At 63.0% G+C, this 24622-nt stretch carries 19 protein-coding genes and 1 pseudogene; 15 read left to right on the forward strand and 5 right to left on the reverse strand.

All coding sequences use genetic code 11. The features are described from left to right. Positions 1-304: 304 nt before the first annotated feature. From QM685_RS08165 to QM685_RS08175, 3 genes are all read left to right on the forward strand, one after another. Entirely contained in the window at positions 305-1816 is a 1512-nt protein-coding gene (locus QM685_RS08165) for a sigma-54 interaction domain-containing protein (RefSeq protein ID WP_415114571.1), read from the forward strand. A gap of 121 nt (positions 1817-1937) precedes the next feature. Continuing rightward, the gene (locus QM685_RS08170) at positions 1938-2204 is read left to right on the forward strand and encodes a hypothetical protein (RefSeq protein WP_415114573.1); all 267 of its coding nucleotides are present in this window, start codon (positions 1938-1940) and stop codon (positions 2202-2204) included. Positions 2205-2665: 461 nt separating this feature from the next. Next, a complete protein-coding gene (locus QM685_RS08175; RefSeq protein ID WP_415114576.1) occupies positions 2666-2881 on the forward strand; it encodes a hypothetical protein in 216 nt (71 codons plus the stop codon). A gap of 53 nt (positions 2882-2934) precedes the next feature. Here the strand turns inward: QM685_RS08175 and QM685_RS08180 are convergent, their stop codons facing one another. Beyond that, positions 2935-3111 carry a hypothetical protein gene (locus tag QM685_RS08180; RefSeq protein ID WP_415114577.1) on the reverse strand — a complete coding sequence of 59 codons (177 nt, stop codon included), beginning with the start codon at positions 3109-3111 and terminating at the stop codon, positions 2935-2937. Positions 3112-3216: 105 nt separating this feature from the next. Between QM685_RS08180 and QM685_RS08185 the strand changes: the two genes are divergently transcribed. The 6 genes and pseudogenes from QM685_RS08185 (at position 3217) to QM685_RS08210 (ending at position 10634) form a co-directional block, all read left to right on the forward strand. After that, positions 3217-3516 carry an H-NS family nucleoid-associated regulatory protein gene (locus tag QM685_RS08185; protein WP_415114579.1) on the forward strand — a complete coding sequence of 100 codons (300 nt, stop codon included), beginning with the start codon at positions 3217-3219 and terminating at the stop codon, positions 3514-3516. Between the two features lie 621 nt (positions 3517-4137). Further along, a complete protein-coding gene (gene fae / locus QM685_RS08190; protein ID WP_415114581.1) occupies positions 4138-4662 on the forward strand; it encodes a formaldehyde-activating enzyme in 525 nt (174 codons plus the stop codon). Positions 4663-4758: 96 nt separating this feature from the next. Continuing rightward, on the forward strand, positions 4759-5796 hold the full coding sequence (locus tag QM685_RS08195; RefSeq protein WP_415114583.1) for an aldo/keto reductase: 1038 nt from the start codon (positions 4759-4761) through the stop codon (positions 5794-5796). Beyond that, the gene (locus QM685_RS08200; RefSeq protein WP_415114585.1) at positions 5793-7232 is read left to right on the forward strand and encodes an NAD-dependent succinate-semialdehyde dehydrogenase; all 1440 of its coding nucleotides are present in this window, start codon (positions 5793-5795) and stop codon (positions 7230-7232) included. Before QM685_RS08195 ends, QM685_RS08200 begins: the two co-directional genes overlap by 4 nt. A gap of 43 nt (positions 7233-7275) precedes the next feature. Beyond that, positions 7276-8654, forward strand: a pseudogene (locus QM685_RS08205) (MFS transporter). A gap of 378 nt (positions 8655-9032) precedes the next feature. Continuing rightward, a complete protein-coding gene (locus QM685_RS08210) occupies positions 9033-10634 on the forward strand; it encodes a peptide chain release factor 3 (protein ID WP_415114587.1) in 1602 nt (533 codons plus the stop codon). A 51-nt stretch (positions 10635-10685) separates the two neighbouring features. Here the strand turns inward: QM685_RS08210 and QM685_RS08215 are convergent, their stop codons facing one another. Continuing rightward, a complete protein-coding gene (locus QM685_RS08215; RefSeq protein ID WP_415114589.1) occupies positions 10686-10979 on the reverse strand; it encodes a hypothetical protein in 294 nt (97 codons plus the stop codon). Positions 10980-11090: 111 nt separating this feature from the next. After that, on the reverse strand, positions 11091-12308 hold the full coding sequence (locus tag QM685_RS08220; protein ID WP_415114591.1) for an FAD-dependent oxidoreductase: 1218 nt from the start codon (positions 12306-12308) through the stop codon (positions 11091-11093). Positions 12309-12449: 141 nt separating this feature from the next. Between QM685_RS08220 and QM685_RS08225 the strand changes: the two genes are divergently transcribed. Continuing rightward, positions 12450-13247: an AraC family transcriptional regulator gene (locus tag QM685_RS08225; protein ID WP_415114593.1), complete on the forward strand. Its 798-nt coding sequence runs from the start codon at positions 12450-12452 to the stop codon at positions 13245-13247. Positions 13248-13334: 87 nt separating this feature from the next. Here QM685_RS08225 and QM685_RS08230 read toward each other — a convergent pair whose 3' ends face one another. After that, positions 13335-14204 (reverse strand): LysR family transcriptional regulator, encoded by an 870-nt coding sequence (locus QM685_RS08230; RefSeq protein WP_415114595.1) that lies wholly within the window; start codon positions 14202-14204, stop codon positions 13335-13337. 287 nt (positions 14205-14491) lie between these two features. Between QM685_RS08230 and QM685_RS08235 the strand changes: the two genes are divergently transcribed. From QM685_RS08235 to QM685_RS08245, 3 genes are all read left to right on the forward strand, one after another. After that, positions 14492-16942 (forward strand): GNAT family N-acetyltransferase, encoded by a 2451-nt coding sequence (locus QM685_RS08235; RefSeq protein WP_415114597.1) that lies wholly within the window; start codon positions 14492-14494, stop codon positions 16940-16942. A 236-nt stretch (positions 16943-17178) separates the two neighbouring features. Further along, entirely contained in the window at positions 17179-18009 is an 831-nt protein-coding gene (locus tag QM685_RS08240; RefSeq protein WP_415114599.1) for a hypothetical protein, read from the forward strand. 532 nt (positions 18010-18541) lie between these two features. Continuing rightward, the gene (locus tag QM685_RS08245; RefSeq protein WP_415114601.1) at positions 18542-19594 is read left to right on the forward strand and encodes a GlxA family transcriptional regulator; all 1053 of its coding nucleotides are present in this window, start codon (positions 18542-18544) and stop codon (positions 19592-19594) included. Positions 19595-19610: 16 nt separating this feature from the next. Here QM685_RS08245 and QM685_RS08250 read toward each other — a convergent pair whose 3' ends face one another. Continuing rightward, positions 19611-20699 carry a GNAT family N-acetyltransferase gene (locus QM685_RS08250; RefSeq protein ID WP_415114603.1) on the reverse strand — a complete coding sequence of 363 codons (1089 nt, stop codon included), beginning with the start codon at positions 20697-20699 and terminating at the stop codon, positions 19611-19613. A gap of 286 nt (positions 20700-20985) precedes the next feature. On the opposite strand from QM685_RS08250, the gene QM685_RS08255 reads away from it, so the two are divergent. Beyond that, positions 20986-22278 carry a DUF1972 domain-containing protein gene (locus tag QM685_RS08255; RefSeq protein ID WP_415114605.1) on the forward strand — a complete coding sequence of 431 codons (1293 nt, stop codon included), beginning with the start codon at positions 20986-20988 and terminating at the stop codon, positions 22276-22278. A 61-nt stretch (positions 22279-22339) separates the two neighbouring features. Continuing rightward, positions 22340-24583 carry a polysaccharide biosynthesis tyrosine autokinase gene (locus QM685_RS08260; protein ID WP_415114607.1) on the forward strand — a complete coding sequence of 748 codons (2244 nt, stop codon included), beginning with the start codon at positions 22340-22342 and terminating at the stop codon, positions 24581-24583. Positions 24584-24622: the final 39 nt, after the last annotated feature.

The following is a 24622-nucleotide window of genomic DNA, read 5'->3' on the forward strand; positions in this document are numbered from 1 at the left end:
ACGGGTGCGCCGTCCTGACCAGGCAGCGACGGCGCGGCGCGGGCGGAACGCAGGTTCCATGCCACGCCGGTTGCATCGGCCGCAAGGCACGTCGGCGCGAGCCGGAAGCGCGAATCAGGGCCGAAAGACGACCGCGCCGATTGTACCCAAATGTCTCTGAAACGGGATTTTATTCCGCCGAAGATAATCCGAAATCAAGGTAAGTATTGATGCATAAGACTTGCTGGCTGTCTCTATATGGAGATAATCTCGTCCATAAAGAGAGACAATCATAATCAGAACCCTACGCGGAGACAGCGACAGCATGATGACCGACTGGGCGGACCTGCCCGCCACTTACGGCGACGTATTGCGCCGCGCGATGGATTCGCTCTTTCGCACATTCGAAAATTTCAGCGAAGGCACCTTCATCGTCGATGCCGGGGCGCGCGTCGTCTGGATCAACAAGCGCTACGCGGCGCGCTTCGGTTTCCCGGATCCGCAACGGGCGATCGGCCGCGATTGCGAGGCGGTGATTCCGAACAGCCTGATGCGCGAGGTCGTGAACACCGGCAAGCCGATCCTGCTCGACATCATGGAGACGGATCGCGAACCGCTCGTCGTCACGCGCCTGCCGCTGAAGGACGACGCGGGCGCAACCATCGGCGCGGTCGGTTTCGCGCTGTTCGACGAGCTGAAGGCGCTGACGCCGATCTTTTCCCACTACTCGCGACTCCAGCAGGAGCTGATCGCGACGCGCCGGTCGCTCGCGCAGGCGCGGCGCGCGCGCTATACGTTCGGCAGCTTCGTCGGCACCAGCGCGGCCAGCCTCGAAGTGAAGCGCCAGGCGCGCCGCGCGGCGCAACTCGAAGCGCCGGTGCTGCTGCTCGGCGAAACCGGCACCGGCAAGGAACTGCTCGCGCACGCGATCCACGGCGGCTCGGCGCGCGCGAACCAGCCGCTCGTGACCGTCAACGTCGCGGCGATTCCCGACACGCTGCTCGAAGTCGAGTTCTTCGGCGCCGCGCCCGGCGCGTACACCGGCGCGGATCGCAAGGGACGGGTCGGCAAGTTCGAGCTCGCGAACGGCGGCACGCTGTTTCTCGACGAAATCGGCGACATGCCGCTGCCGTTACAGGGCAAGCTGCTGCGCGTGCTGCAGGACAAGGAGTTCGAGCCGCTCGGTTCGAACCGGATCGTGCGCGCGGACGTGCGGATCATCGCCGCGACCTCGGCCGACCTGCCCGCGCTCGTCGCGGCCAGGCATTTTCGCGCGGACCTGTTCTACCGGCTCAACGTGCTGACGATCCGCGCGCCCGCGCTGCGCGAGCGTGCGTCCGACATCGAGGCGCTGGCCTACGCGATGCTGGAAGATCTCGCGGCGCAGGCGCGCGGCGGCGGCCATTTCGAATTGCAGGACGACGCGATGCGGTTGCTGTGCGCATACGACTGGCCGGGCAACGTGCGCGAGCTGCGCAACACGCTGGAGCGGGCCGTGATGTTGTCCGACAGCGAGCGGATCGACGCGCGGGCGCTCGCGCCGTTCATCGGCTCGGGGCAGGGCGTCGGCGGGTTGCGCGGACAGCCCGGCGGCGCGGTTGCGCCGACGCGGACACAGGCACAAGCGCATGCATCCACGCCGACGGCCGCCACCGTTACGACGGACATCGGCGCCGGGCCCACGTCATGGAGCGACGCGATGGCCGCTTTCGAGAAGCGCTTCCTGAGCGACGCGTTGCGCGCGAACGGCGGCCGCGTGATCGACACCGCGAAACAGATCGGCATGGGACGCGCGACGCTTTACAAGAAGATCGCCGCGCACGGCATCGACGTCTGAACCGCCGCGTCCGGCTAGCCGGCTGCCCGGCCCACTGGGCCATGCCGCTTCGAGTGACGCAGCGCAATGGGCGCGTGGCACAATCGTGAGATCGAACAACAAGACGTGATCGGGGTTTCCAATGAAACGCAGTCTTTCCTTCTTCGCGCGCCGCTCGAGCCTCATGCTGGCCGCCGGGGCCATCGCCGTGCTCGGCGGTTGCAGCAGCAGCGCGCCGTTGTTCCTGTCCGACGGGCGGCCGACCACGCTGGTGCAATGCCGGGTCGGCTCCGATTCCTGCTCGCAGCAGGCAGCCGCGAGCTGCAACGGCGCGTACGACGTCGTGCGCGAGACGAGCGAAAGCGGCACGCTCAGCCTGATCTACGCCTGTCGCGTCGCCGCGAAGTAAGCGCAGTCGCGCCGGTGCCATGCCCGTGCGCGAAAATCCGCCCAATTAGCACACCCGTGTCATTCCGATAAGCGCATAGCCGTCATAAAACCCTGTGCCTAATATGCGTCCGATAACCGGCTAGCATATGTATTGGGTTTAGGCGCGGCGTTTTGAAGGGTTTGAGTCGCAGATTCGTAATTATTTTGCGGCACTCCGGCTCGATAATCGCCAGCCGTTTCGATGTCGAACGCAGTCGGTGCGGAAGCTAACGGAACGCGAAGTTTGGTGGCGGTATTCTTTTTAAACCGTTGGCGATTTAACCCCGACAGGCAGATTTTGCCGGTTTGTTCTGACGCAGAAAACGTCCAGGAAGGTTTTTCCGCTCGCGGTACGCGTCGCAGCCGGCCTTTGCCGGCTGGCGCATCTCCATGCTTTCGATTTTGCTTCGACATTAATTCAATAGAATCCGGGGAAAAGCAATGAATCATCGGCAACTCGAAAAAGATATTGAACATCTGGAGCAGATTATTTCTCACATCTCGGCGGAAGATCGTATTCCACTGTCTTATTGGCGTAACCGGATCGAACTCGTTTCCTGTGCGGCTCTCGTGCCGGCGCAGGCGACTCGAGTCAAACGGCTGGATGCCGCGCTTTGCGCGCTGGAAAAACGGCAGAAAACCTGGCAGAAAACCTGAACGCCGAAACTGAATGTCGGTAATAAGGAAGTTCGTCGCACCGACGCTTCCTTTTACCGGCACAGGGCGAACGGCACATAGCGGGACTTGCCGCGGGCCTGCCCGACGACCCGTTCCCGATGGCCATCGACTTCGAACGTCGCGTATCCGACGCAATCGACGATTGAGCGCGCCTGTGCGTCAATATTGGGTATATATTGCGCGTTCCGCGCGGCCTGCACGGTATTCATGACATGCAGATGGCCGCGCGATTCACTATCCTGTGATTTATTCGTCTGATAGTGTCCGCACACACAGTTCGTCGCAATGAGTCCAATCGATGGAGGAACGCCGGCATGGCCTCTTACAAACAGTTGACTGCGCAACTCGAAAAACTCCACAAGGAAGTCGCAGCGGCCCGTGAGAAGGAAGTCGCACAGGCCATTGTTGAGATCAAACAGAAGATCGACGAATACGATCTGACCGCCGAAGAGCTGGGTTTCACGAGCAGCGCGCACAAGCCGAGGCGCAAAGCCGCTTCGGGCTCGGTCGCCAAATACCGCAACCCGAAGACCGGCGAAACGTGGAGCGGCCGCGGACGCTCGCCCGGATGGCTGGCCGGCAAGAATCGCGAGCGCTTCCTGATCGACGGTTGAATGCAATGGCCTGCTTCAAGGCCTTCCTCGAAGCCTGTTTCATTCCGCACCGCTGCGCGGGTCCCGAAAACCCTCACCGTTGAGCCGCCCCCCGAGCGCCCATCGCAAGATTTGCCGAGGCGCTGGAACCCTGCGCGTTTGCTTTGGTGAGCCGGGCTTTGTCGCATAGCGCACCACACCGCACCGCCTGATTTGCGTGGCGCCGACACATTGCGCTGCCGCGCGCGTATCGCCCGAAAGCCGCGCCAGCCTTTGCTGGCGGGCGTTTCCAAGGGTTGAGGCGCGGCGTGCCGGTCGTCGTACGGGGTTGTGCCGCTGCTTCCCAGCCGCCTGTCCCTGCGTCCTCTCTACCATAGCGGGTGCGCGAACGATCTTCGCGATCCTCACCTTTCGTCGCGATCGGCCCTCTCGCCGCTGCAAGTCCCGAAAACGCTCACCTTTGACTGCGCGCGGCGCCGGCCGCATCTATGCCTATGCGCGTGCCACATCACGGGCCACTCGCTCCGCTCGGGGCAAACCCGGAGTTGAGTTCGCCTCATACCCCGGATCAGAACTCATCGATACATGGTCGCGAAGGCCCGACGCCACAATCGGTCATCCACTCAAACCGACGGAAAGACCATGAGCGTATCGACGGACCAAACACTTTTTATCGGCGAAGGCTTCGAAGGGCCGGGCGTCAATCTCGCGCATCTCAACGTGCTGGTAGGTCCCCGCAACGGCCCGGCGGGGCAGGCGTTCGCGACCGCGCTCGCGACGCCGTCGGCGGGTCATGCGCCGTTCGTCGTGATCGCGCGACCGGGCGTGCCGACCAAGCCGCTGACGCTTTACGTGAACAAGGCGCAGATCGGCAGCGACTTCCACGGCAACGCGACGTGGGGCGCATCGCAGGCCGGCATCGCGAAGGCGGTCGCCGAATCGCTCGAGAACGGCACGCTGCCGCCCGAAGCGGAAAACGATTGGGTCGTGGTGTCGGCGAACTGGGTCAATCCGGCCACCGACGATCTCGATGCCGTCTACGAGAACAACTACCGCGCGTGCAGGAACGCGATTCTCGCGGCGATGAAGGGCCTGCCGCATCGCGACGACGTGTTTGCCGCCGCGCGCAACGTGTCGAATCCGTTCTATACGCCGAAGCCGCGTTGAGCACGCGGCGCGCGCAGCGCGCGTCACGTACCTGGACCAACGTCAGCACACCCCGGCCGCATCGAACCCGATGCGCGCAGCAAGGAGACACGCAGCATGGAATACATTCGCCTCGGCCAGTCTGGCCTGAAGGTTTCGCGTCTGTGCCTCGGCACGATGAACATGGGCACGCCGCAATGGAAGCCGTGGATCTTCGACGAGGCGCAAAGCGAGCCGATCGTGCGTCACGCGCTCGACGCGGGCGTCAATTTCATCGACCTCGCCGATTTCTATTCGACCGGCGTCGGCGAGGAAGTGGTGGGCCGCATCCTGAAGCGCATCGCGCGCCGCGAGGAAATCGTCGTGACGACCAAGGTCGGCTACGAGATGGGCGCTTATCAGAACGCGGGCGGCCATTCGCGCAAGCACATCATGGACGGCATCGACGGTTCGCTCGCGCGGCTCGGCATGGATTACGTCGATATCTACATGCTGCATTTCTTCGACGTGAACACACCGGTCGAGGAAACGATGGGCGCGCTGAACGACATCGTGCGCGCGGGCAAGGCGCGTTACATCGGCGTATCGACGATGTACACGTGGCAGCTCGCGAAGATCATCCAGGTTTGCGAGCGCAATGGCTGGCACAAGCCGATCAACATGCAGTTGCAACTGAACCTCGCGTACCGCGAGGAAGAGCGCGAAATGATGCCGTACTGCGAGGATCAGGGCATCGGCGTGTCGGTGTTCAGCCCGCTCGCGCGCGGTCTGCTGACTTGCGAGCCGAATTCGACGCGCAACCAGACCGATTTCTTCACCGCGCAGATGTACGGCGATCGCGCGTCGCGTGAGATTGCGGCATCGGTCGCCCGCGTGGCGGCGCGGCGCGGCGTGTCGGCTGCGCAGATCGCGCAGGAGTGGGTGCTCAATCACGGCGGTGTCGCGAGCATGCTGGTCGGCGCCGATACGCCCGCGCAGTTCGACAGCGCGCTGGCCGCGCTCGGCACGACGCTTTCCGACGACGAGCTGTTCGAACTCGAGCGCAACTACACGCCGTGCGATCTGATCAACGACTACACCGCGAGCCGCCGTATCGCGCGCGAGCCGCGGCCCGCGCAGGGCGTGTTCGTCGACACGCTGGAGAAAGCGGCATGAACGAATTTCTGCGCACAGCGCATTACATCGGCGGCGAGTGGTACGACGGCGCGAGCACGTACGCGGTGCTGAATCCCGCGACGGGCGACGTGATCGCCAACGTCGCGAAAGGCGGCGCGGCGGAAACCGCCCAGGCGATCGCCGCCGCGTCCCGCGCGTTTCCCGCGTGGCGAGCGCTGACCGCGAAGGAGCGTAGCGCACGTGTGAAGCGTTGGGGCGAGCTGATGCTCGAGAACCGCGACGCGCTCGCTGAACTGCTGACGCTCGAACAGGGCAAGCCGCTTGCCGAGGCGCGCGGCGAAGTCGGCTACGCGGCGAGCTTTTTCGAGTGGTTCGCGGAAGAGGCGAAGCGCGCCTATGGCGACGTGATTCCGAGTCCGAACCCGAACGCGCGCATTGTCGTGACGCGCGAACCGGTCGGCGTGGTCGCGGCCATCACGCCGTGGAATTTCCCGCTCGCGATGATTACCCGCAAGGCCGGTCCCGCGCTCGCGGCCGGCTGCACGATGGTACTGAAGCCGTCCGAGGAGACCCCGCTGTCCGCGTTCGCGCTGGCGGTGCTCGCCGGGAGGGCCGGCATTCCGCCCGGCGTGTTCAACATCGTGTCCGGAGATGCGGTTGCGATCGGCGGCGCGCTGACCGAGTCGGAGGTCGTGCGCAAGCTGTCGTTCACCGGATCGACGCGCGTCGGCAAACTGCTGGCCCGCCAGTCGGCGGATACGCTGAAGAAGCTGTCGCTCGAACTCGGCGGCAACGCGCCGTTCATCGTGTTCGACGACGCCGATCTCGACGCGGCGGTGCAGGGCGCGATGGCGTCGAAGTTCCGCAACACCGGACAGACCTGCGTGTGCGTGAATCGCTTCTACGTGCAGGACGGTATTTACGACGCGTTCACGTCCGCGTTGACGCAGGCGGTGCGCAAGCTGCGCGTCGGCGATGCGTTGCAGGGCGAGGTCGAGCAGGGACCGCTGATCAACGCGGCGGCGCTGAAGAAGGTCGAAGCGCACGTCGCCGATGCATTGCGGAAGGGTGCGCGCGTGTTGACCGGCGGCAAGCCGCATGCGCTCGGCGGCACCTTTTACGAGCCGACCGTGCTCGCCGAGGCATCGGATTCGATGCTGATGGCCAACGAGGAAACCTTCGGTCCGGTTGCCGCATGCTTCCGCTTCAAAACCGAACAGGACGCGATCGCCGCGGCCAACCACACGCCGTTCGGCCTGTCCGCGTACTTCTATACGCGCGATCTCGCGCGTGCGTGGCGCGTCGGCGAGGCGCTGGAGAGCGGCATGGTCGGCATCAACGAAGGGATTCTGTCGACCGAAGTCGCGCCGTTCGGCGGCGTCAAGCAGTCGGGGCTCGGCCGCGAAGGCTCGAAGTACGGCCTCGACGAATACATGGAGCTCAAATACATGATGATGGGCGGCCTCGGACGCTGATCTTCATCGCCGCATCAGGGATCGATACCTACAAGGAGACAGCGTGAGCAATCAGGACATTCAGGTGGCCACTCTGGGCCTCGCCCCTCATCTGCCGGCGTCGGCCGCCGCGCAGGGCCCCATTTCTCTCGACGACGTTCCGCTGAACGCCTTTCACGTGAAGATCGCCGGCCTCACGTTCGGCGCTCACTTTACCGAGGGCTTTGCGCTCGGCACGATCGGCTATGCGCTGGCGTCGATGAATCGCCAGTTGCCGCTCGACGCGTTCTGGATGGGCATGGTCGGCAGCTCCGCGCTGATGGGCATTTTTATCGGCAGCCTGGTGTTCGGCTGGCTGTCGGACCGGCTCGGACGCCAGAAGATTTTCCTGCTGAGTTTCCTGATCATCACGGCGGCTGCGTTTGCGCAGTTCTATGTGCGCTCGCCCGCGGAGTTGTGTCTGTGCGGGTGCTGATCGGCTTCGGCATGGGCGGCGATTTCGCGGTCGGGCACGCGATTCTCGCGGAGTTCTCGCCGCGCAAGCATCGCGGCACGCTGCTCGGGTCGTTCAGCGTCGTGTGGACCGTCGGCTACGTGATCGCGAACGTGCTCGGCATGCACTACGCGGATGCGTCGCCCGATGCGTGGCGCTGGCTGCTCGCATCGGCGGGCGTGCCGGCGCTGTGCGTGCTCGTGCTGCGGATGGGCACGCCGGAGTCGCCGCGCTGGCTGCATGGCAAAGGCCGCGGCGCGGAAGCGCGCGCGATCGTCACGAAGCACTTCGGCGCGAACGTCACGCTCGATATCAGCGGCGGCGACCACGCGCCGGCGCGCGGCGGCTTCATGCGCCTGTTCAAACCGGATCTGATTCGCCGCACGATTTTCAACTGCGCATTCTTCGTGTGCCTCGTCATTCCTTACTTCGCGATCTATACGTTCCTGCCGACGATCCTGAAGGCGATTCACCTGAGCCACGATTCGGGCGCGGACTTTCTGCTGAATGGCTTTCTCGTGCTCGGCGCGCTGATCGGCATCTGGCTGACGATCAGGCTGCCGCGGCGCGTGTTCCTGATCGGCTCGTTCGCGGTGACGTGCGTATCGCTGGTTGCGCTGAGTCTGCTGCCGGCGTCGGCAACGGCCGCGATGATCGTCGCGTTCGCGGTGTTCACGCTGACGATGTCCGCATTCTCGAATCTGGTCGGCGTGTTTCCGCCGGAGTGCTTCCCGACCGAGGTGCGCGCGTGCGGCGTCGGCCTCGCGATCGCCTGCAGCCGGCTCGGCTCGGCGGTCGGGACGTTCCTGCTGCCACTCGGCATCGTCCACCTCGGTTTCCAGCTCACGATGATGGCGCTCGCGGCGGTGCTGCTGCTCGGCACGGTCGTGTCGATCGCATGGGCGCCTGAAACGCGGCATCTGACGCTGAATCAGGCGAGCGGGGGGTAAGTCGGACTGGGCAATCCCGGCTCGTCGAGCCGGGAGAGCGGGCAAGCGCGCACGGACCGTGTGGTTCGACGCGCGCTTCGCGCTTGATGCGGGCCGTCCTCGTGCCGCCGGGGCTTCCACTCGGCGGCCTTTCCTCCGGGCATCGGCCCACACGTGTATCATTCGCACCTTGCGCTGTTCTGCGCTGGCGATTCCCGTACTGTCGAGCGTTGGGTCGCGACTTCGTTCGCAACCCGTTTCCGACGCGGGCGAGAGCGCCGGTCGATCCGGGCCTTCGCCCGACTCCCGCAGCTCGACGCCGCCGCGCCACGCGCGGCATACCGGCCGCCCGAGGCCGCCGGGAACCGCCTGAACCCCTTTCCGTGACCGCCAGACCCGATGTCAGTCTCCGAACTCAAACGCCGCCGCACGTTCGCGGTCATTTCCCACCCGGACGCGGGTAAAACCACGCTCACCGAAAAGCTGCTGCTGTTCTCCGGCGCGATCCAGATCGCCGGCACCGTGAAGGGCCGCAAGAGCAACCGTTACGCGACGTCCGACTGGATGGAGATCGAAAAGCAGCGCGGCATTTCGGTCGCGAGTTCGGTGATGCAGTTCGAGTACGGCGACTGCGTGATCAACCTGCTCGACACGCCGGGTCACGAGGACTTCTCCGAGGACACCTATCGCGTGCTGACCGCGGTCGACGCCGCCGTGATGGTGATCGATGGCGCGAACGGCGTCGAAGCGCAGACGCTGAAGCTGCTCGAAGTCTGCCGCAGCCGCAAGACGCCGATCGTCACGTTTATCAACAAGCTCGACCGCGAAGTGCGCGAGCCGCTCGAACTGCTCGACGAAATCGAACAGCATCTCGGCGTGTCCGCCGTGCCGTTCACGTGGCCGATCGGCATGGGCAAGGATTTCCAGGGCGTCTACGACATCCAGCGCGATCAGGTGCGCGTATTCCGCGCGGGGCAGGATACGGCGGGCGGCGCGGTCGAAATGCTGCAGGCGCTGAGCGACGCGGAAGGCGAACGCCGTTTCGGTCACGCGTGGGTGCGCGCGAAGGAAGAGATCGATCTGATCAGCGGCGCGACGCCCGAGTTCGACCGCGAGCAGTTTCTTGCCGGTCAGCAGTCGCCGGTGCTGTTCGGCTCGGCGATCAACAACTTCGGCGTGAAGGAAATTCTCGATGCGCTGGTCGACCTCGCGCCGCCGCCGTCGATGCGCATGACGGTGCAGCGTCCGGTGCAGCCGGACGAGCCGAAGTTCACCGGTGTCGTGTTCAAGGTGCAGGCCAACATGGACCTCGCGCACCGCGACCGCGTCGCGTTTATCCGCGTGTGCTCGGGGCGTTTCGAGCGCGGCATGGCCGTGAAGGTCACCCGCTCGAACAAGTCTTTCCGCGCGAACAACGTCGTGACGTTCCTGTCGCAGCGCCGTGAGACGGTCAGCGAGGCCTATCCGGGCGACATCATCGGGATCCCCAATCACGGCACGCTGAGTCTCGGCGATACGCTGACCGAAGGCGAGCAACTGCAATTCGTCGGCTTGCCGTTCTTCGCGCCGGAAATTTTCCAGACCGTCGAAGTGGTCGATCCGATGCGCGCGAAGCAGCTCGGCGAAGCGCTGAAGCAGCTCGGCGAGGAAGGCGCGATCCAGGTGTTCCGTCCGGAAGCCGGCGGCCTGACGATTCTCGGCGCGGTCGGGCAGTTGCAGTTCGAGGTGGTGTCGCATCGTCTGTCGACCGAGTACAAGGTCGACGTGCGGATGGCGCCGGCGCGCTACCGCCTGTCGCGCTGGGTGACCTGCGACGACGCGGCCGAGCTGCGCCGCTTCACCGACTCGTACTCGGCGCGGATCGCGCTCGATGCATCCGATGCGCCGACGTATCTGGCCTCGCATGTGTCCGAGATCGAAGTCGCGCAGAAGGCGTGGCCGAAGATCGTGTTCAACGAGTTGCGCGAGCATTCGGGGGCGCCGTTCAGGAAGGCGATGTAACGCGTATGACGCCGGTTTGCCCACGCACTCGCTTGCTAACCGGCGTTCGTATCAGTATTCCGGTGTGAGCAATTCCCGCGCGCGTCTTTCCGCGACCGCGCGTGACGCTACGACTTCCATCGCCACGCCAAAGGCGCGTGAAGCCAGCGCCGTTTGCGCTTTCAGCGCAGCCCGTCTGACCGCGTCGGGTTCGATGGCGATCACCCCTTTACAGCGTTCGCCGAGCGCCACCTTGTTCCGCTTCAGCCAGATGCCGCGCGTTTTGCGGTCGTCGTGCGCCTCTTCCGGTTGCCCTTCCTCAAAGAGGATGACGAACGGCTGCGCCTTCGCCAGCAGGGCATCCATCTCGCGTTGCCACGGCCCCGCGTAGCCGGGTTCGATGGCGTTTCTGCGCGACCATACGAGCGGGAACGCCTGCACGTCGTGAACATGAAAATCAATGTGCTGATTCATACTTTAGCCTTTCGGGTTTAATGGCACGGAAGTGCAAAGACGCCGGGTACCTTCGACGGATGCACGCACCGCGCGCGTCGCCCATTCGCGCATCCTGGGCTCCCAGATCGAAACGGCCTCACGCAGATCCGTCGACCTCGAGATCGCATCCGCCAGCGTGGCTGCGTCGCGCAGTGCAGTGTTCGCGCCCGCGCCGGCTGCCGGGCTCATGGCATGGATGGCATCGCCGAGCAGAGTCACGCAGCCTGGCTTCCATGAGGCGATCGGCGTCGGTGCGTTGCGCACTCGGGTGATCGTCATGGCCGTGGCGGCTCCCGGCGAGAACAGTGCGCGCAGGCACGGATGCCACGATGCTACGAGCGCGTCGACGAGGGCCGGCAGATCGCGTTCCGCGGGCAACGTGCCGACGCCGAGTCTCTCCTGTGAACCGATAAATGCCCAGTAGACGTAGTCGTCCACCGGTTCAAGCTGGCATCCCTGCGCGAATCCCGGTGCAACTCGCGCGGCGATATCGCGCGGCTGCTCGGGAAAAATCATCGGATCGATGATCGTCGCGAATTCATCGGCGAAGACGACGGAGGTTGCCTCGCAGAGTGCCGCGCCCATGCGCTCGCGCAACTCGCGCGTGGCGGCTGTCTTCCCGTAGATGCACAGCGCGTCCGTTCCGGTTGGCTGCGCGTCGGGCACCAGTTGCGCGCGCACTCGCGAATGCATGCCGTCCGCGCCCACCAGCAGCGTCGACGTGCGCGACTCGCCGGTTGCGAATTCGATGCGCACGGTGTCGTCAGCGAGCGTGTGAAAGCGCTCGAACGGCATGCCGAAATGCACGCGATTCTCGATGCCGCATAGCAGGATCTCCCGCAGTGTCTGTCTGTGCACGCAGAGGTCCGGCGCTGTAGCGCGTTCCGAATCGGCCTGTTCGGGTGAACGCCAGCGTTCAGGAGCAAGTGCGCGGGCCGGCGAGAGGTCGCGCCCGACCAGGCGTGCGCCTTGCGAGACGATCGCGCATTGCCGGAACAGTGCGTAGAGCGGCGCGGGCAGGCAGCGCGCCAAAGCCTGCTGCCCATCGGCGTCGATGCGCAGGCGATAGCCCTGGCTGCGGCTCGCGAGCGCCACGTCGCGTTCGTAGACATCGAAATCGACGCCTGACTGCTTCAGGGCCTGCGCCAGACATAGACCGCCCAAACCCGCCCCCGCAATCGAGACATGTGGAGATGACATCGAGATTTCCTCGTCGAGCGGGAAGCCGTCACCGTGCCTCCCTATGCATGCAAGGCTAACCTCGGCGTGTACTTATCAGATAATGACAATTGGAGAGAAACTAACGATTTCTGGCCAATTCCTGTCGAGTGGACAAAAAGCATGGTGGATTCGAGTGAACGCACCGACGGTCCCGCGTTGTTGGCTTTCTGGGGCAGTGACGAGCCGGGCAGCGAGTTCCGGCTCGGCACGCGCGAATACGACTGGCACCGTCATGCGCGCGGGCAGCTTTTCTGCATCGACCAGGGCTTCGTGCGCTTGCAGACTGTGCGGGGCTCGTGGATGTTGCCGCCGCAACGGGCGGGATGGATTCCACCTGGCGTCGAACACAAGGCGAGCGTGAGCGGGGCGCTCAGCGGCTGGGGCGTGATGCTGCGACCGGACGTGATCTGCGAACTGCCCACGCAGCCTTGCGTGATGGGCGTGAGCGAATTGCTGCGCGCACTCGTGCGCCGTGTGGCGGGTTGGCGCGTCATGGATACGCTTCGAGCGGAGCAGACGCGTATCGTCGCGGTGCTGCTGGATGAAATTCGTTTGAGCCGCGAGGAGAAACTTTATTTGCCGATCCCGGCCGAGCGCCGCCTGCTCGCGCTGGCGAATCATCTGATCGCTCATCCGGAGGAGTCGCGCGGGTTCGATGAACTAGCCGGGTCGTTCGGACTTTCCGGACGCACGGCGCGCAGGTACTTCGTCGCGCAGACAGGCATGAGCTTTTCAAGGTGGCGGCAACTGGCGCGGCTGACGTTGGCGCTCGAGCGTCTGGCGGCCGGCGAGGGTGTCGCGCAGGTGGCGGATGCGCTCGGCTACGCGACGCCGAGCAACTTCATCGCGATGTTCCGCAAGGCGTTCGGCGAATCGCCCGGCCGCTATTTCTCGCATAAACGCGAAGCGCATGAGTGATCGCGGCGTGGCCGCTCGTTGTACGTTGTACCCGGTGCCGACGCGGTTTTTCCAGGATGCGGTACGCCGCGTACGGCAAGCATCGCCTCACCGCATCTTCAACACCTCATCCCGCAGCCAGCTCCCAAACGCCTGTACATATTCGAGCCCCGCATGCCCCTGCGCGATGTCGAGCCAATAGCCAAAAGGCCCCGCCACCTCGATGTCGGAAAACTGCGCGAGCGTGCCGTTAACGAGTTCGTCGGCAATCATGTTCCGATCGACGATCGCCAGACCCGCGCCCTTGCTCGCCGCGCGAATCGCCTGTTCGAGCGTCGAGAATTCGATGCCGTTTTCCGAGTAGCGCGCGGGCAGTCCTGCCTTCGCGAGCCAGTTAGGCCACAGTTCGAGGCGCGCGTCGTTGTGCAGCACGTGCAGCGCCGGCATCGAGTCGAGCAGCGCGTCGAGCGGCCGACCGAGTCGTTGCGGCGCGCCGACGAGCACGTGGCGCTCCATCATCAGCAGTTCGGAATGCGCGTGCGGCAGCGCGTGGCGCGCGAAGCGGATCTGGCAGTGGCAGTCGGCGCTTGGCTCCGTGCGGATCGACAGTTCGACGTCGGGCAACTCAATCGCCAGCGAGCCGAGCCGGGGCGAGAACCACTGCGTCGCGAAAGTGGGCGGCACGGCGACCACCAGACGGCGCCGGCCTTTCGCCACGGTGATCTCGCGAAAGCCGCGCTCGATCGTGTCGAAAGCCTCCGTCAGACAGGGCAGAAACTGCATGCCGGCCGCCGTCAGACGAATCCCCTTGTGATCGCGCTCGAACAGCCTGGCGCCGAGCGATTCCTCGAGCAGCTTGATCTGCCGGCTCACCGCGCCTTGCGTGACGCACAACGCGGTGGCCGCGCGGTTGAAGCTCATGTGCCGCGCCGTTTCTTCGAAAAAGCGCAACGCGATCAGCGAGGGCAAGCGCCGCATAAATCACCTTCTGTCTCTCAGGGTGTTCTGGCCGACGATTGTCGCACTGCCACGCGGTTTTATGCCCGATCGCACCGCAAAATGCGCAGGCGCGATGTCATGTGGGATCCGCGGGCGCGGGCGCTCCCCGTCGCTCCGCGCACCATGCGCGGCCCGGCGCATCGGACGACTGTCACGACAACGTCCCGCGCCGGCCCCGGACTTCGCCTATCCTGACGGAACCACGCCTCGCCTCGCCTTGCCGCGAGGTCCGCTGATCTCTCCATTACCTGCCGCATGGAGCGCCCGTGACCGTTCGCAATCTCGATGCCCTGTTTCGACCCAAATCCGTCGCCGTGATCGGCGCGTCCGAACGGCCGGGCAGCACCGGCGCGATGGTGTGGGCGCGCGTGCTCGAAGGCGGTTTCGCCGGCCCGGTGTGGCCCGTCAATCCGAAGTACGAAACGCTCGGCGGCCACGCGGTGATCCACGACGCCGGCGATCTGCCGCAAGCGCCCACGGTCGCGGTGATCTGCACGCCGCCCGCGACGTGGCCCGCGCTGATCCACCGGCTCGGCGGCATGGGCACGCGCGCGGCGATCATCGTCGGCGAGGCGCGTTGCGACGAGGACCGGCTCGCGCTGCGTCATGCGCTGTCGGCGGCGCGTCCGAATCTGCTGCGCATCGTCGGGCCTGCCAGCCTCGGCGTGGTGTCGCCGGCGCTCGGCGCGCATCTGGGCGCGCCGTCGTGCACCGTCAAGGCGGGCGGCGTCGCGTGGGTGTCGCAGTCGAATGCGCTGACCAATGCGGTGCTCGGCTGGGCGCAGGCGCGCGGGCTCGGTTTTTCGCAGGTGGTGGCGCTCGGCGAGGAGGCCGACGTCGATGCCGGCGACGTGCTCGATTACCTCGCGAGCGACCCCGGCACGCGCGCGATTCTGCTCGAACTGGATAGCGTGCGCGCCGCGCGCAAGTTCATGTCGGCCGCGCGCGCGGCGGCGCGCAACAAGCCGGTGCTCGCGCTGCGCTCCGGCCGCGACGATCCCGCCGACGGGCTCTACACCGCCGCGTTCCGGCGCGCGGGCCTCGTGCGCGTCGACGCGCTCGACGATCTGCTCGACGAAATCGAAACGCTCGGCGTGGGGCGCGTGGCGGCCGGCGGCACGGCGACGCTGATCACCAGCGACCGCGGCCTCGCGACCCTGGCCCGCGACGCGTTCGCCGCCGCCGGCGGGATGCTCGCGCCGTGGCCCGCCGAGGCATCGGATGCGCTGCGCGACGCGCTGCCATACGCGGTCGGCGGCAATCCGCTGCAACTCGGCGACGACGCGCGTCCCGAACACTTCGGCACGGCGCTGAAGCTGCTCGCCGAGCATCGCAGCACGGGCACCGCGTTCGTGGTCCACGCATCGACGCATGGCGCGCCGGTCGACGAGGTCGCGCAGGCGCTGATCGCGCATCAGCGATTCGCGTATCGCGGGCTGCTCGCGTGCTTCTTCGGCGGTGTCGATGCGACGATGCGCGATGCGCTGCACGCGCAGGGCATCCCCGTTCACACGACGCCGCAGCGGCTCGCGCGCGCGTTCGCGCGCCTGGTCGATTACCGGCTCGGTCGCGAACTGCTGATGCAAACGCCGGAGGGTTTGCCCGCGCAGATTCCCGACGCGATCGATGCGGCCCAGGCGCAGGTCCGGGAGGCGCTTGCGGCGGGGGAACGGCAGCTCAGCGACGCGGCGGCGGCGCGGTTTCTGGCGAGGTTCGGATTGCGGGTGCAGGGCGGTGGTGGGGATGAGGGCGCGGGGAGCAGCGAGAGCAGTGCGGTGGACAATACGGCAAATGCGATCGTCGATCTCGCCGTCGAACTGCATGACGACGACAACTTCGGCCCGGTGTTCCGCTTCACGGTGCCACCGGTCGACGGCGTGTCCGACGCGTTGCGCGTCTACGGTCTGCCGCCGCTCAATCCGATGCTCGCGCGCGATATCGTCATGCGTTCGCATTACGCGCGGCTCGTTGCGCCGGAGCCGACGCTTGCTGCGCTGACGGCGTTGTCGCAAGCGGTTTGCAATGTGCGCGAGATCGTCGGGCTTGCGTTGACGCTGAGGGTCTACAGGGACCATGTGATGGTGGTGGACCCCGTGCTGAGTCTGGGCGCGCAGCGCAGCCGCCTCGCGATCGTGCCGTATCCGCGCCGCTTCGAGGAGACGCTCGACTGGCACGGCATGCGCGTGACGGTGCGGCCGATTCGTCCCGAAGACGAAATCGCGCATCGCGATTTCGTGCAGGCGATGACCCCCGAGGATTTGCGGCTGCGTTTCTTCGGCGCGGTCGGCGCATTCGATCACTCGCAACTCGCGCGCATGACGCAGATCGACTACGACCGCGAAATGGCGCTAATCGCGACTATCGTCAACGACGAAGGTGTGACGCAGACGCTCGGCGTGGTGCGCGCGGTAGCCGATCCCGACAACGAGACAGCCGAATTCGCGGTGGCCGTGCGCTCGGACCAGAAAGGACGGCGTCTGGGCCAACTGCTGATGCAGCGGATCATCGCATACGCGCGAGTGCGCGGGATTCACTGGCTGGTCGGAGAGGCGTTGCGCGAGAATGCCGCGATGATCTCGCTCGCGAAGTCGAGCGGTTTCACGATTACGCGGACCGAAGATCCCGGCGTGGTCGGGTTTCGGATGGCACTCGACGAGACTGGGGGAGTGGATACGAAGAGCGGGCCGGCGACAGACCAGCAACAGCCCATGCGTTGAATGCGCGCCGGTGCCGCATAAGCATTTTTATTTTTAACTATTTACTGTACTTCTTCATGAAAACACCCCCAAAAGGTGGATCGGTGTCCAGCTTTTTGGGCGTCCAGGACAGAGCCTGATCGAGGTACACGGCCGGCGAATGTGGCGCCTGAAGCTCATCTTTTGTCTTCATTGGCTTAATGGACAAGCATAAAAAATACTGTCCATTCAGAACTATCTTTCAAGGTCGAATCCAGATGAGCACGCCTGCTTCCGCGACTCTCAAGACTCGCGTGAAACGCCGCATCAAATGGCCGTTGATTGCGCTCGTGGCATTACTCCCCGATAGCCTGCAGTCCGTGCTTTTCATCCCTCGTGTTCGACGCTTCGGCGAGCGTGTGCCGGTATTACGCGTTGTTTATACGGGCTGCTATCGCACGCATCCGATCGATCGTGAGCTCGGCACGGATACCGGCGGCATCTTTCCGCCCGAGCCGCTTGATGGCTTCGGCGCGGAGAGCGGCAATCTGCCGTACATGGGTTCGCAGCCGAGCATCGTGCGGCGTGTGCTTGCGCGACTCGGCGATGTACGCGGGCATACTTTCATCGACGTAGGCTGCGGCAAAGGGCGGCCAATGATCGTGGCGACCGAGTTCCCTTTCGACGCGGTGCTTGGCTATGATCTCGCCGCGCCTCTCGTGGACACCGCGAACCGGAATGCAAGGATCGTGGCGCGTGCACATCCTGAACGCACGCCGATGCGGGCGTTCTCGGCGGATGCGCTCGAACTCAGGTTCACCCACCGCAAGCTGGTCATCTTTCTCTTCAATCCGTTTGGCTCGGGCGTGATGTCGATGCTGCTCAACAATCTGGAGCGCGCGTTGGCAGACGGGTCGATAGAAACATTGACGGTAGTCTATATCTACCCGGTCTGTGCGCATCTGTTTGACGCTTCACCGATGCTCGCGCGCGATTGGTCCGGCTGCGTGCCGTATGAACCTGGCGAAATTGGCTACGGCACCGAGGAAAGGCAAGACGTCGTCATCTGGAAAAGTGTCGCCAGGCCAGAGCACGAGTCTTCGTCATGATCGTAGTGAAAAAGCCGTAGCGCACGGCGGTGGCTGATCATCGGCATCACTGAAAAGTACGGAGATGTGCTGGCGTATTCGTACGTTCAATGTCGTTCTTCGGAAGTATTCAATTCGCTGATTATCTCGCGCTCACCCGGCTCGCCACATTGCCGCCTCTATCGTAGCCTGGGATTTACCCGGCAAAGTACTATGCGCGACCACTCGTATTGCGAAGCCGATTTGGCGATCGATTTGTCTAAACGTTATGAAGATCCGCGGAAACAGGACCTCTCCGATATCTCGAAGCCCAAACATAAATTGAAAACATTGAACAGGATAGTGCCACTGCCCAATACCGAATCCAGAATTTCTTTTTTGCGAATCAAAGTATGCTCGACAACTCAAATTTATTCGTTTAGCGTATCGACGAACGAAATACCGACCGCCAACGAAGTCGGTAATAATGTCCTGCGATGTTTTGTTCAAGGGGGCGATGAGAAGGTACCGGACCGCGTGTAGCCAACCATGCTTTGCTGTCTGGAGAATAGCAATGAACTCAACCCAGCCCGACGAGCGCGCCGAAGTTCATATTTCCGCGGCGAGAAATATTACGGGAGTGGAAATCGTTCTATTCGACGGCTTCTCGTTACCGAAGATCGCGGTCATTATCGAAATCTTTCAAAGAGCCAACGAGTCGATGCAAGCGCAGGCTAATGAGCAACCGCGCTATGCTGTTTCGCTCCTGTCCTCGTCGGGCGGAAAGATAACCAGTTCATCCGCCGTGCATGTGTGGACTGAAAAGGCAAGTTTCGACACTGCCACGAATTCAACGGTTCTGCTGTTCATTGCGGGAGGCCCGGGCGCGAAGCAGGCGGCATCCGACGATCGGCTTTCCGGCTGGATTCGCCGACGCTATGCAATCAGCGCCATCGTGTGTCCGATCTCGGAAGGCAAACTGATTCTGGATGCCGTCGGCTTGACGGGCCGATATGATCTGCCGCCCGATGAGCCGTGCGGCGCATGTCATATCCACGAGCAGGAGCAGTGGAAAAATTCAACGAGTCCCATTCAGACGGCGCTCCAGGTCATCAAGGAAGACCTCGGCACGCAAATGACGAAACAGCTTACACGCGCGCAGCTGCCCTTCGCGCGTGTAGCGTCATCAGATCCCGTTTCCGCGCATGTGCCGTCTTCTTCACGCGTCAGCGACAAGATCATGGCGTCCGCCCGCTGGCTGGACGCGAACGTCGATCGTCCGATCTCCATCGGGTTGGCAGCCGATGTGGCCGCCATGAGCGAGCGGAACTTCCTGCGTCGCTTCAAGGCTGAAATCGGCATGACACCGTCGGACTATCTTCAGAACGCGAGATTCAGGTTGAGCTGCCGCATGCTGCTCGAATCGCAACTCCCGGTGGACAAGATTGCGCGCCGTTGCGGGATCGGGAGTGGCGGGCAACTCGCAAAGCTATTTAAAAGACATCTGTCGATTACACCGACAGACTACCGGCTCAGCAACACAGACCACGAGAAGATTAATATCGGCTTCCGCGACTTTGAACCGGCGAGTCAGTCGTGTCGCTGTGCGACGAATGAGAGGCTGTGAGAGCAAACACATGCGCTCAAACCGGGTTTGAGTCGTCCGCTTGCCGCGCGTCATTCCTGCGCGCCGCTTGTACAAGCTTGCGTGTACGCGCACGTGCGCCGCGTATAAGCGCGAAGTCGACCCGCATATATTCGAACTCGTATCGCCGCACTAGTTGTCCGCCGAAGCCAGAAAGGAATTGCAGAATTCCCGCTGTCGAAACGCCGTCGAAGTCGAACTCGAGCTCGCGTTCGCGGGCGATCTTCATCGCTTGCCAAATCAGCAGCGCGACTGCACCGGCGTGCGCGGTAGCTTTGCGCGTCGCCAGAATGTAATAGAGGTTGGCCCGGTCCCATACGAGCGCGGTCGCGGCAGTCAGCGAACCATCGTTATCAAAGGAGCCGAGTATCGTGCCGGCTTTCCGTCGCAAGACTTCGGTCAGCAGCCGTCGCATGATCGCGGAGCCATATATGTTGTCGAGTTCGCGCGCGGAAAGGTTCGAATCGTAGAAGCCGACGAACGTGTCGACGTCCGCGATCTCCTGTACGACGAATCGCTCCGACGAACGTCGGACGTGATTGCGTGTGTTCCGGCGAAGTCTGTTCCAAACCGTTTCTTCGTCCAGGCTGGCCGGCAATTTGAGCGTGAATTGCACGGAGACCTTGAAACCGGCCAGCGCGAACGCGGCTGCCTCGGCTTCCGATACGAGCGGATCCGCAAGCTGCTGAAAGTGCGCGCACCGGGGCAACTGGGCGATCAACTCGCGCGTGACATCCAGACGATGGACCCATTCGGCACCGCCGGCGTGCGCGGGTTGGCGCTTGATCACCGGCCCGAGGGTTCGGGTGAGCGGCGGCAGATACGACACTCGCCATAGGCCTTTTTTGGTCAGCGTATACGGCATTTCGCCGATGATCTCGCCGCCCGACTTCACGACAGCCATGTGCCAATCTTCGCCCGCGGTGGCATCCAACCACCATGGTTCATGGAATAGCGATCTTTCTGTTAGTCCTATCAATGGATCAGGACGAAGTGACGACGCCAGAGATCTATCGAATCGCGGCTTGACCGTATTTGACTTGAGGGCGTCAGGCACGATGACAACGGGAGCGCTGTCTCTTTTCATGACAATCGATTCCTCTCACATTGCGGCCGATGGTAATGAAGCGTGCGTGTCCGTTTACGTCAAATCTTGAGGCCATTCCGACAAGGTCCGTATATGGAGGTCACAAGCGCTGTATTCGCGCTGCATTCGTTATCCGGCGCCCGTGAGGCCAGTCCAGGGGTTCGTTCTACATTGGCGGAATCAATCACGACAGTGACCGAATTCGCCATACTGCCTGCCATAGGCTTAGGCCCTATAACCCCCGAACGACGCGGCAGCATGACTTCGGAACGTGAGGGCAATCTACATGCAAACCAAGCATCTGTTGATCATGGGAACACGGGGCATTCCTGCTCAACACGGCGGCTTCGAGACATTCGCCGAGCGACTCGCGCTTTATCTGACGAGACGCGGTTGGGCCGTGACTGTCTATTGCCAGGGTCAGGCCGGCGGCACGCAACTCGCCGAGGATAGCTGGTGCGGAATAAAACGCATCTTCGTACCCATCAAGCGGGACGGCGCGATGGGAACCGTGGAGTTCGACTGGAAGTCGGTTCGAAGTGCCGCTGAAGACGAGGGTTCGCTTGTGCTGACGTTGGGGTACAACACCGCGATTTTTTGCACCTATCTACGTTGGCGCGGCATCACGAACCTGATCAACATGGACGGGCTGGAATGGCGTCGCACGAAATGGCGGTGGCACGAGCGCGCGTGGCTGTATATGAACGAGCGCATCGGTTGCTGGACAGGCAATCATCTGATCGCCGATCACCCGTCCATTGCCGCACACCTTGGAACGCGCGTGAATCATCGGAAAATCACGATGATTCCGTACGGCGCCGACCGCATCGACGAGCGTAGTGGCGATCTGCCCAAAGAACTGGGCCTGGATAAGACGTCCTATGCACTCGTTATTGCGCGCCCCGAACCCGAGAATTCGGTACTCGAGATCGTGACGGCTTTCTCACGCCGTCCTCGAGGTGCCAAACTCGTCGTGCTGGGCAAATATGATTCCCAGAAGAACTCGTACCATCGCGAGGTAGTCGATGCCGCCGGTCCGGAGGTGTTGTTTCCCGGTGCCATCTACGATCAGAACGCCGTGAATGCGCTGAGACGCCATGCGCTTTTTTATCTGCACGGGCATCAGGTCGGCGGCACGAATCCGTCACTCGTCGAAGCGCTGGGCGCCAGTTGCGCGGTCATCGCGCACGACAACGAGTTCAACCGTTGGGTAGCCGGGCCCGAAGCCCGCTTTTTCTCGACTGAATCAGACTGCGATCTACATATTTCGGCGCTGCTTGCCGATGCCGCCACCGTGCGTGCGATGCGCGAAGCAAGCGGCCGGCGTTTCGACAGTGCTTTTCGCTGGGATAGCGTGCTTGCGCAGTACGAGGCGCTACTCGAGCGCAATCTGCAAAGCGGGCGCAAGCAGAAAGTGTCGCCAATGCTGCCGTCGACCGCGCCGACGCAGATCAATGCCGTTCGCGAACCAGCCGCGACCGCGGCGGGACCATTGGTAGCGACGAGCACGTTGTCTCATGTGGCGAATCTCGAAGTCGAGGCGATCTTCGTTGATAAGGAAGTCGTCAATCACCAGTAGTCGCACCGGCCAATCAAGGCGTGTCAGCGATATCAACGAAATCCGGACCGAGTACCCAACCATGAACGCCCGCAGTCCTCGACCGTTAGATCGTGCACAAGAGTCCGAAGAATATGGACTGGTCCGCCTCGTCGATATCATCGTCGAGCAGCGCCGGATGATTGTTCTGATCACGCTCATTTTCGTTTTGCTCGGGGCGTTATATGCGTTCCTCGCTCCTCCGGTCTATCAGGCCGACATCATGGTCCAGGTCGAGGACAGTCCCGAGGCGTCGGCGGGCAAGAGCCTGCTTGCCGACGTGTCGGCGCTGTTCGACGTGAAGTCGACTGCCGCCGCCGAAGCCCAGATACTCGGCTCACGCCTCGTCGTCACTCGCGCGGTCGACGCGGTGCATGCGTATATCGTCGCTGCGCCAAAGCGGTTTCCCGTGATTGGCCGCCTGATCGCGCAACAGGCATCCGGACTTGCGGATCCGGGGCTGTTCGGGTGGGGCGGTTACACGTGGGGCACCGAGGAGATCGACGTTCCGCTATTCGATGTACCGGTTCGAAGCGAAAGCAAGAACTTTACGTTGACGCTTCTGAGCGAGGGCCGCTATGCGTTGTCCGGTCCGGGACTCGAACCGCCGGTACAGGGCAGAATCGGAACGAAGGAAGTGTTTCAAGGAAAGAATGGCGCCATCTCGCTTCTCGTTCAATCAGTCACGGGAAAACCGGGTGCGGCATTCGTGCTGAAGCGCCGCTCGCGACCCATGACGATTCGTGACATCCAGGCGGGGCTGAATATTCAGGAAAAAGTCAAACAGTCGGGTGTCGTCATCGCCACGCTTCAAGGCAGGGATGCTGTGTACCTGCACGATCTGATGACACAGATAGGCAAGGAATACGTCAAGCAGAATGTCGATCGCAAATCCGAAGACGCAGCGTTGTCGCTCAAATTCCTCGATGCCCAGTTGCCGGTGCTCAAGCAGCAGCTTCAAACGTCCGAGCAAAGCCTGACGCGACTGCGTGACCAGAACGGTACTTTCGATCTCGATGAAGAAGCGAGGCTTATCCTCGGACAGGCGGCCGACACCAGAACGCGGTTGATCCAGTTCCAGCAGAAGAAGCAGGAACTATCGGCTCACTGGGGTCCCGATTCGAAAGAGGTTTTGACAGTCGATCAACAGATCGACGTGTTGCGGAAGCAGGCGGATCAATTAAACACGAAACTCAAGCTATTGCCGGATCTACAGCAACAACTGGCCAGAGTCATGCTGGACGTGAAGGTCAATACGGACCTGTATACGTCGCTTCTCACCAACGCCCAACAACTGCTGCTGGTCAAGGCGGGAAAGGTGGGCAATGTAAGACTCGTCGACACGCCGACACTACCGGACGAGCCGGTCAAACCGAAGAAGGCCCTCGTGCTCGCCGCGTCTCTGGTATTTGGACTGATAGTGGCCACCGTCGTGGCTTATGCGCGCAGTGTCCTGTTTGGTGGCTTCAGTTCAGCGTCGCAGATTGAACAGAGTACGGGTCTGCGCGTGTACGCGACGATTCCGTTCAGCAAAATTCAGGCGGCCATCGCGCGAAGAACAGGCGATCGTCATCCGCGCGTCAGGATGCTTGCTTTGGAAGCGCCGCATGATCCCGCCGTGGAAAGCCTGCGTGGTTTGCGCACTGCCTTGAAGTTCGCACTCTTCGAAACAACGAACAGGATCGTGCTCGTGACCGGACCGACGCCGGGCGTCGGGAAATCGTTCGTATCGGCCAATCTCGCGGCGCTTCTGGCTGCGACGGGCAAGCGGGTCCTGCTCATCGACTGTGATATTCGCGAGGGACGTCTGCACCGCTACTTCGACGGACATACCGCCGTTGGCTTCACTGATCTGATCACGGGCATGGCGGGCCCCGAAGCCGCGGTCAGAACCGTAGCTCCCAATCTCGACTTCATTTCGAGAGGTTCGATCCAGCGGAACCCATCCGAGCTATTGACGGACGACCGCTTACCCGAACTCATCGACGAGTTATCAGCCGGATACGACATTGTGCTGATGGATGCGGCACCGGTCCTCACGGTGACCGACGCGACGGTATTGGCGCCGGCCGCCGGAACTGTATTCGTTGTCGCAAAGGCGGGGGTGACGAAAGCCGGCGAGCTGAAGGAGTCGATAAAGCGGCTATCGCAGAATGGGGTGACGCCGAACGGCGTTCTTTTCAACGGGGTCAATCCGAATCTCGGCCGCTACGGCTTTGGATCGATTTACGGGAGCTATCGATACGCTGCTTATACGTACGAGGATCCTCCCAGACTCACCAGGTAGTTCGGCGGACGTCGAGGATCATCCGCGGCGATCGCCGGT

This window comes from Paraburkholderia sp., from assembly GCF_047605525.1.
Classification (GTDB): Bacteria; Pseudomonadota; Gammaproteobacteria; order Burkholderiales; family Burkholderiaceae; genus Paraburkholderia.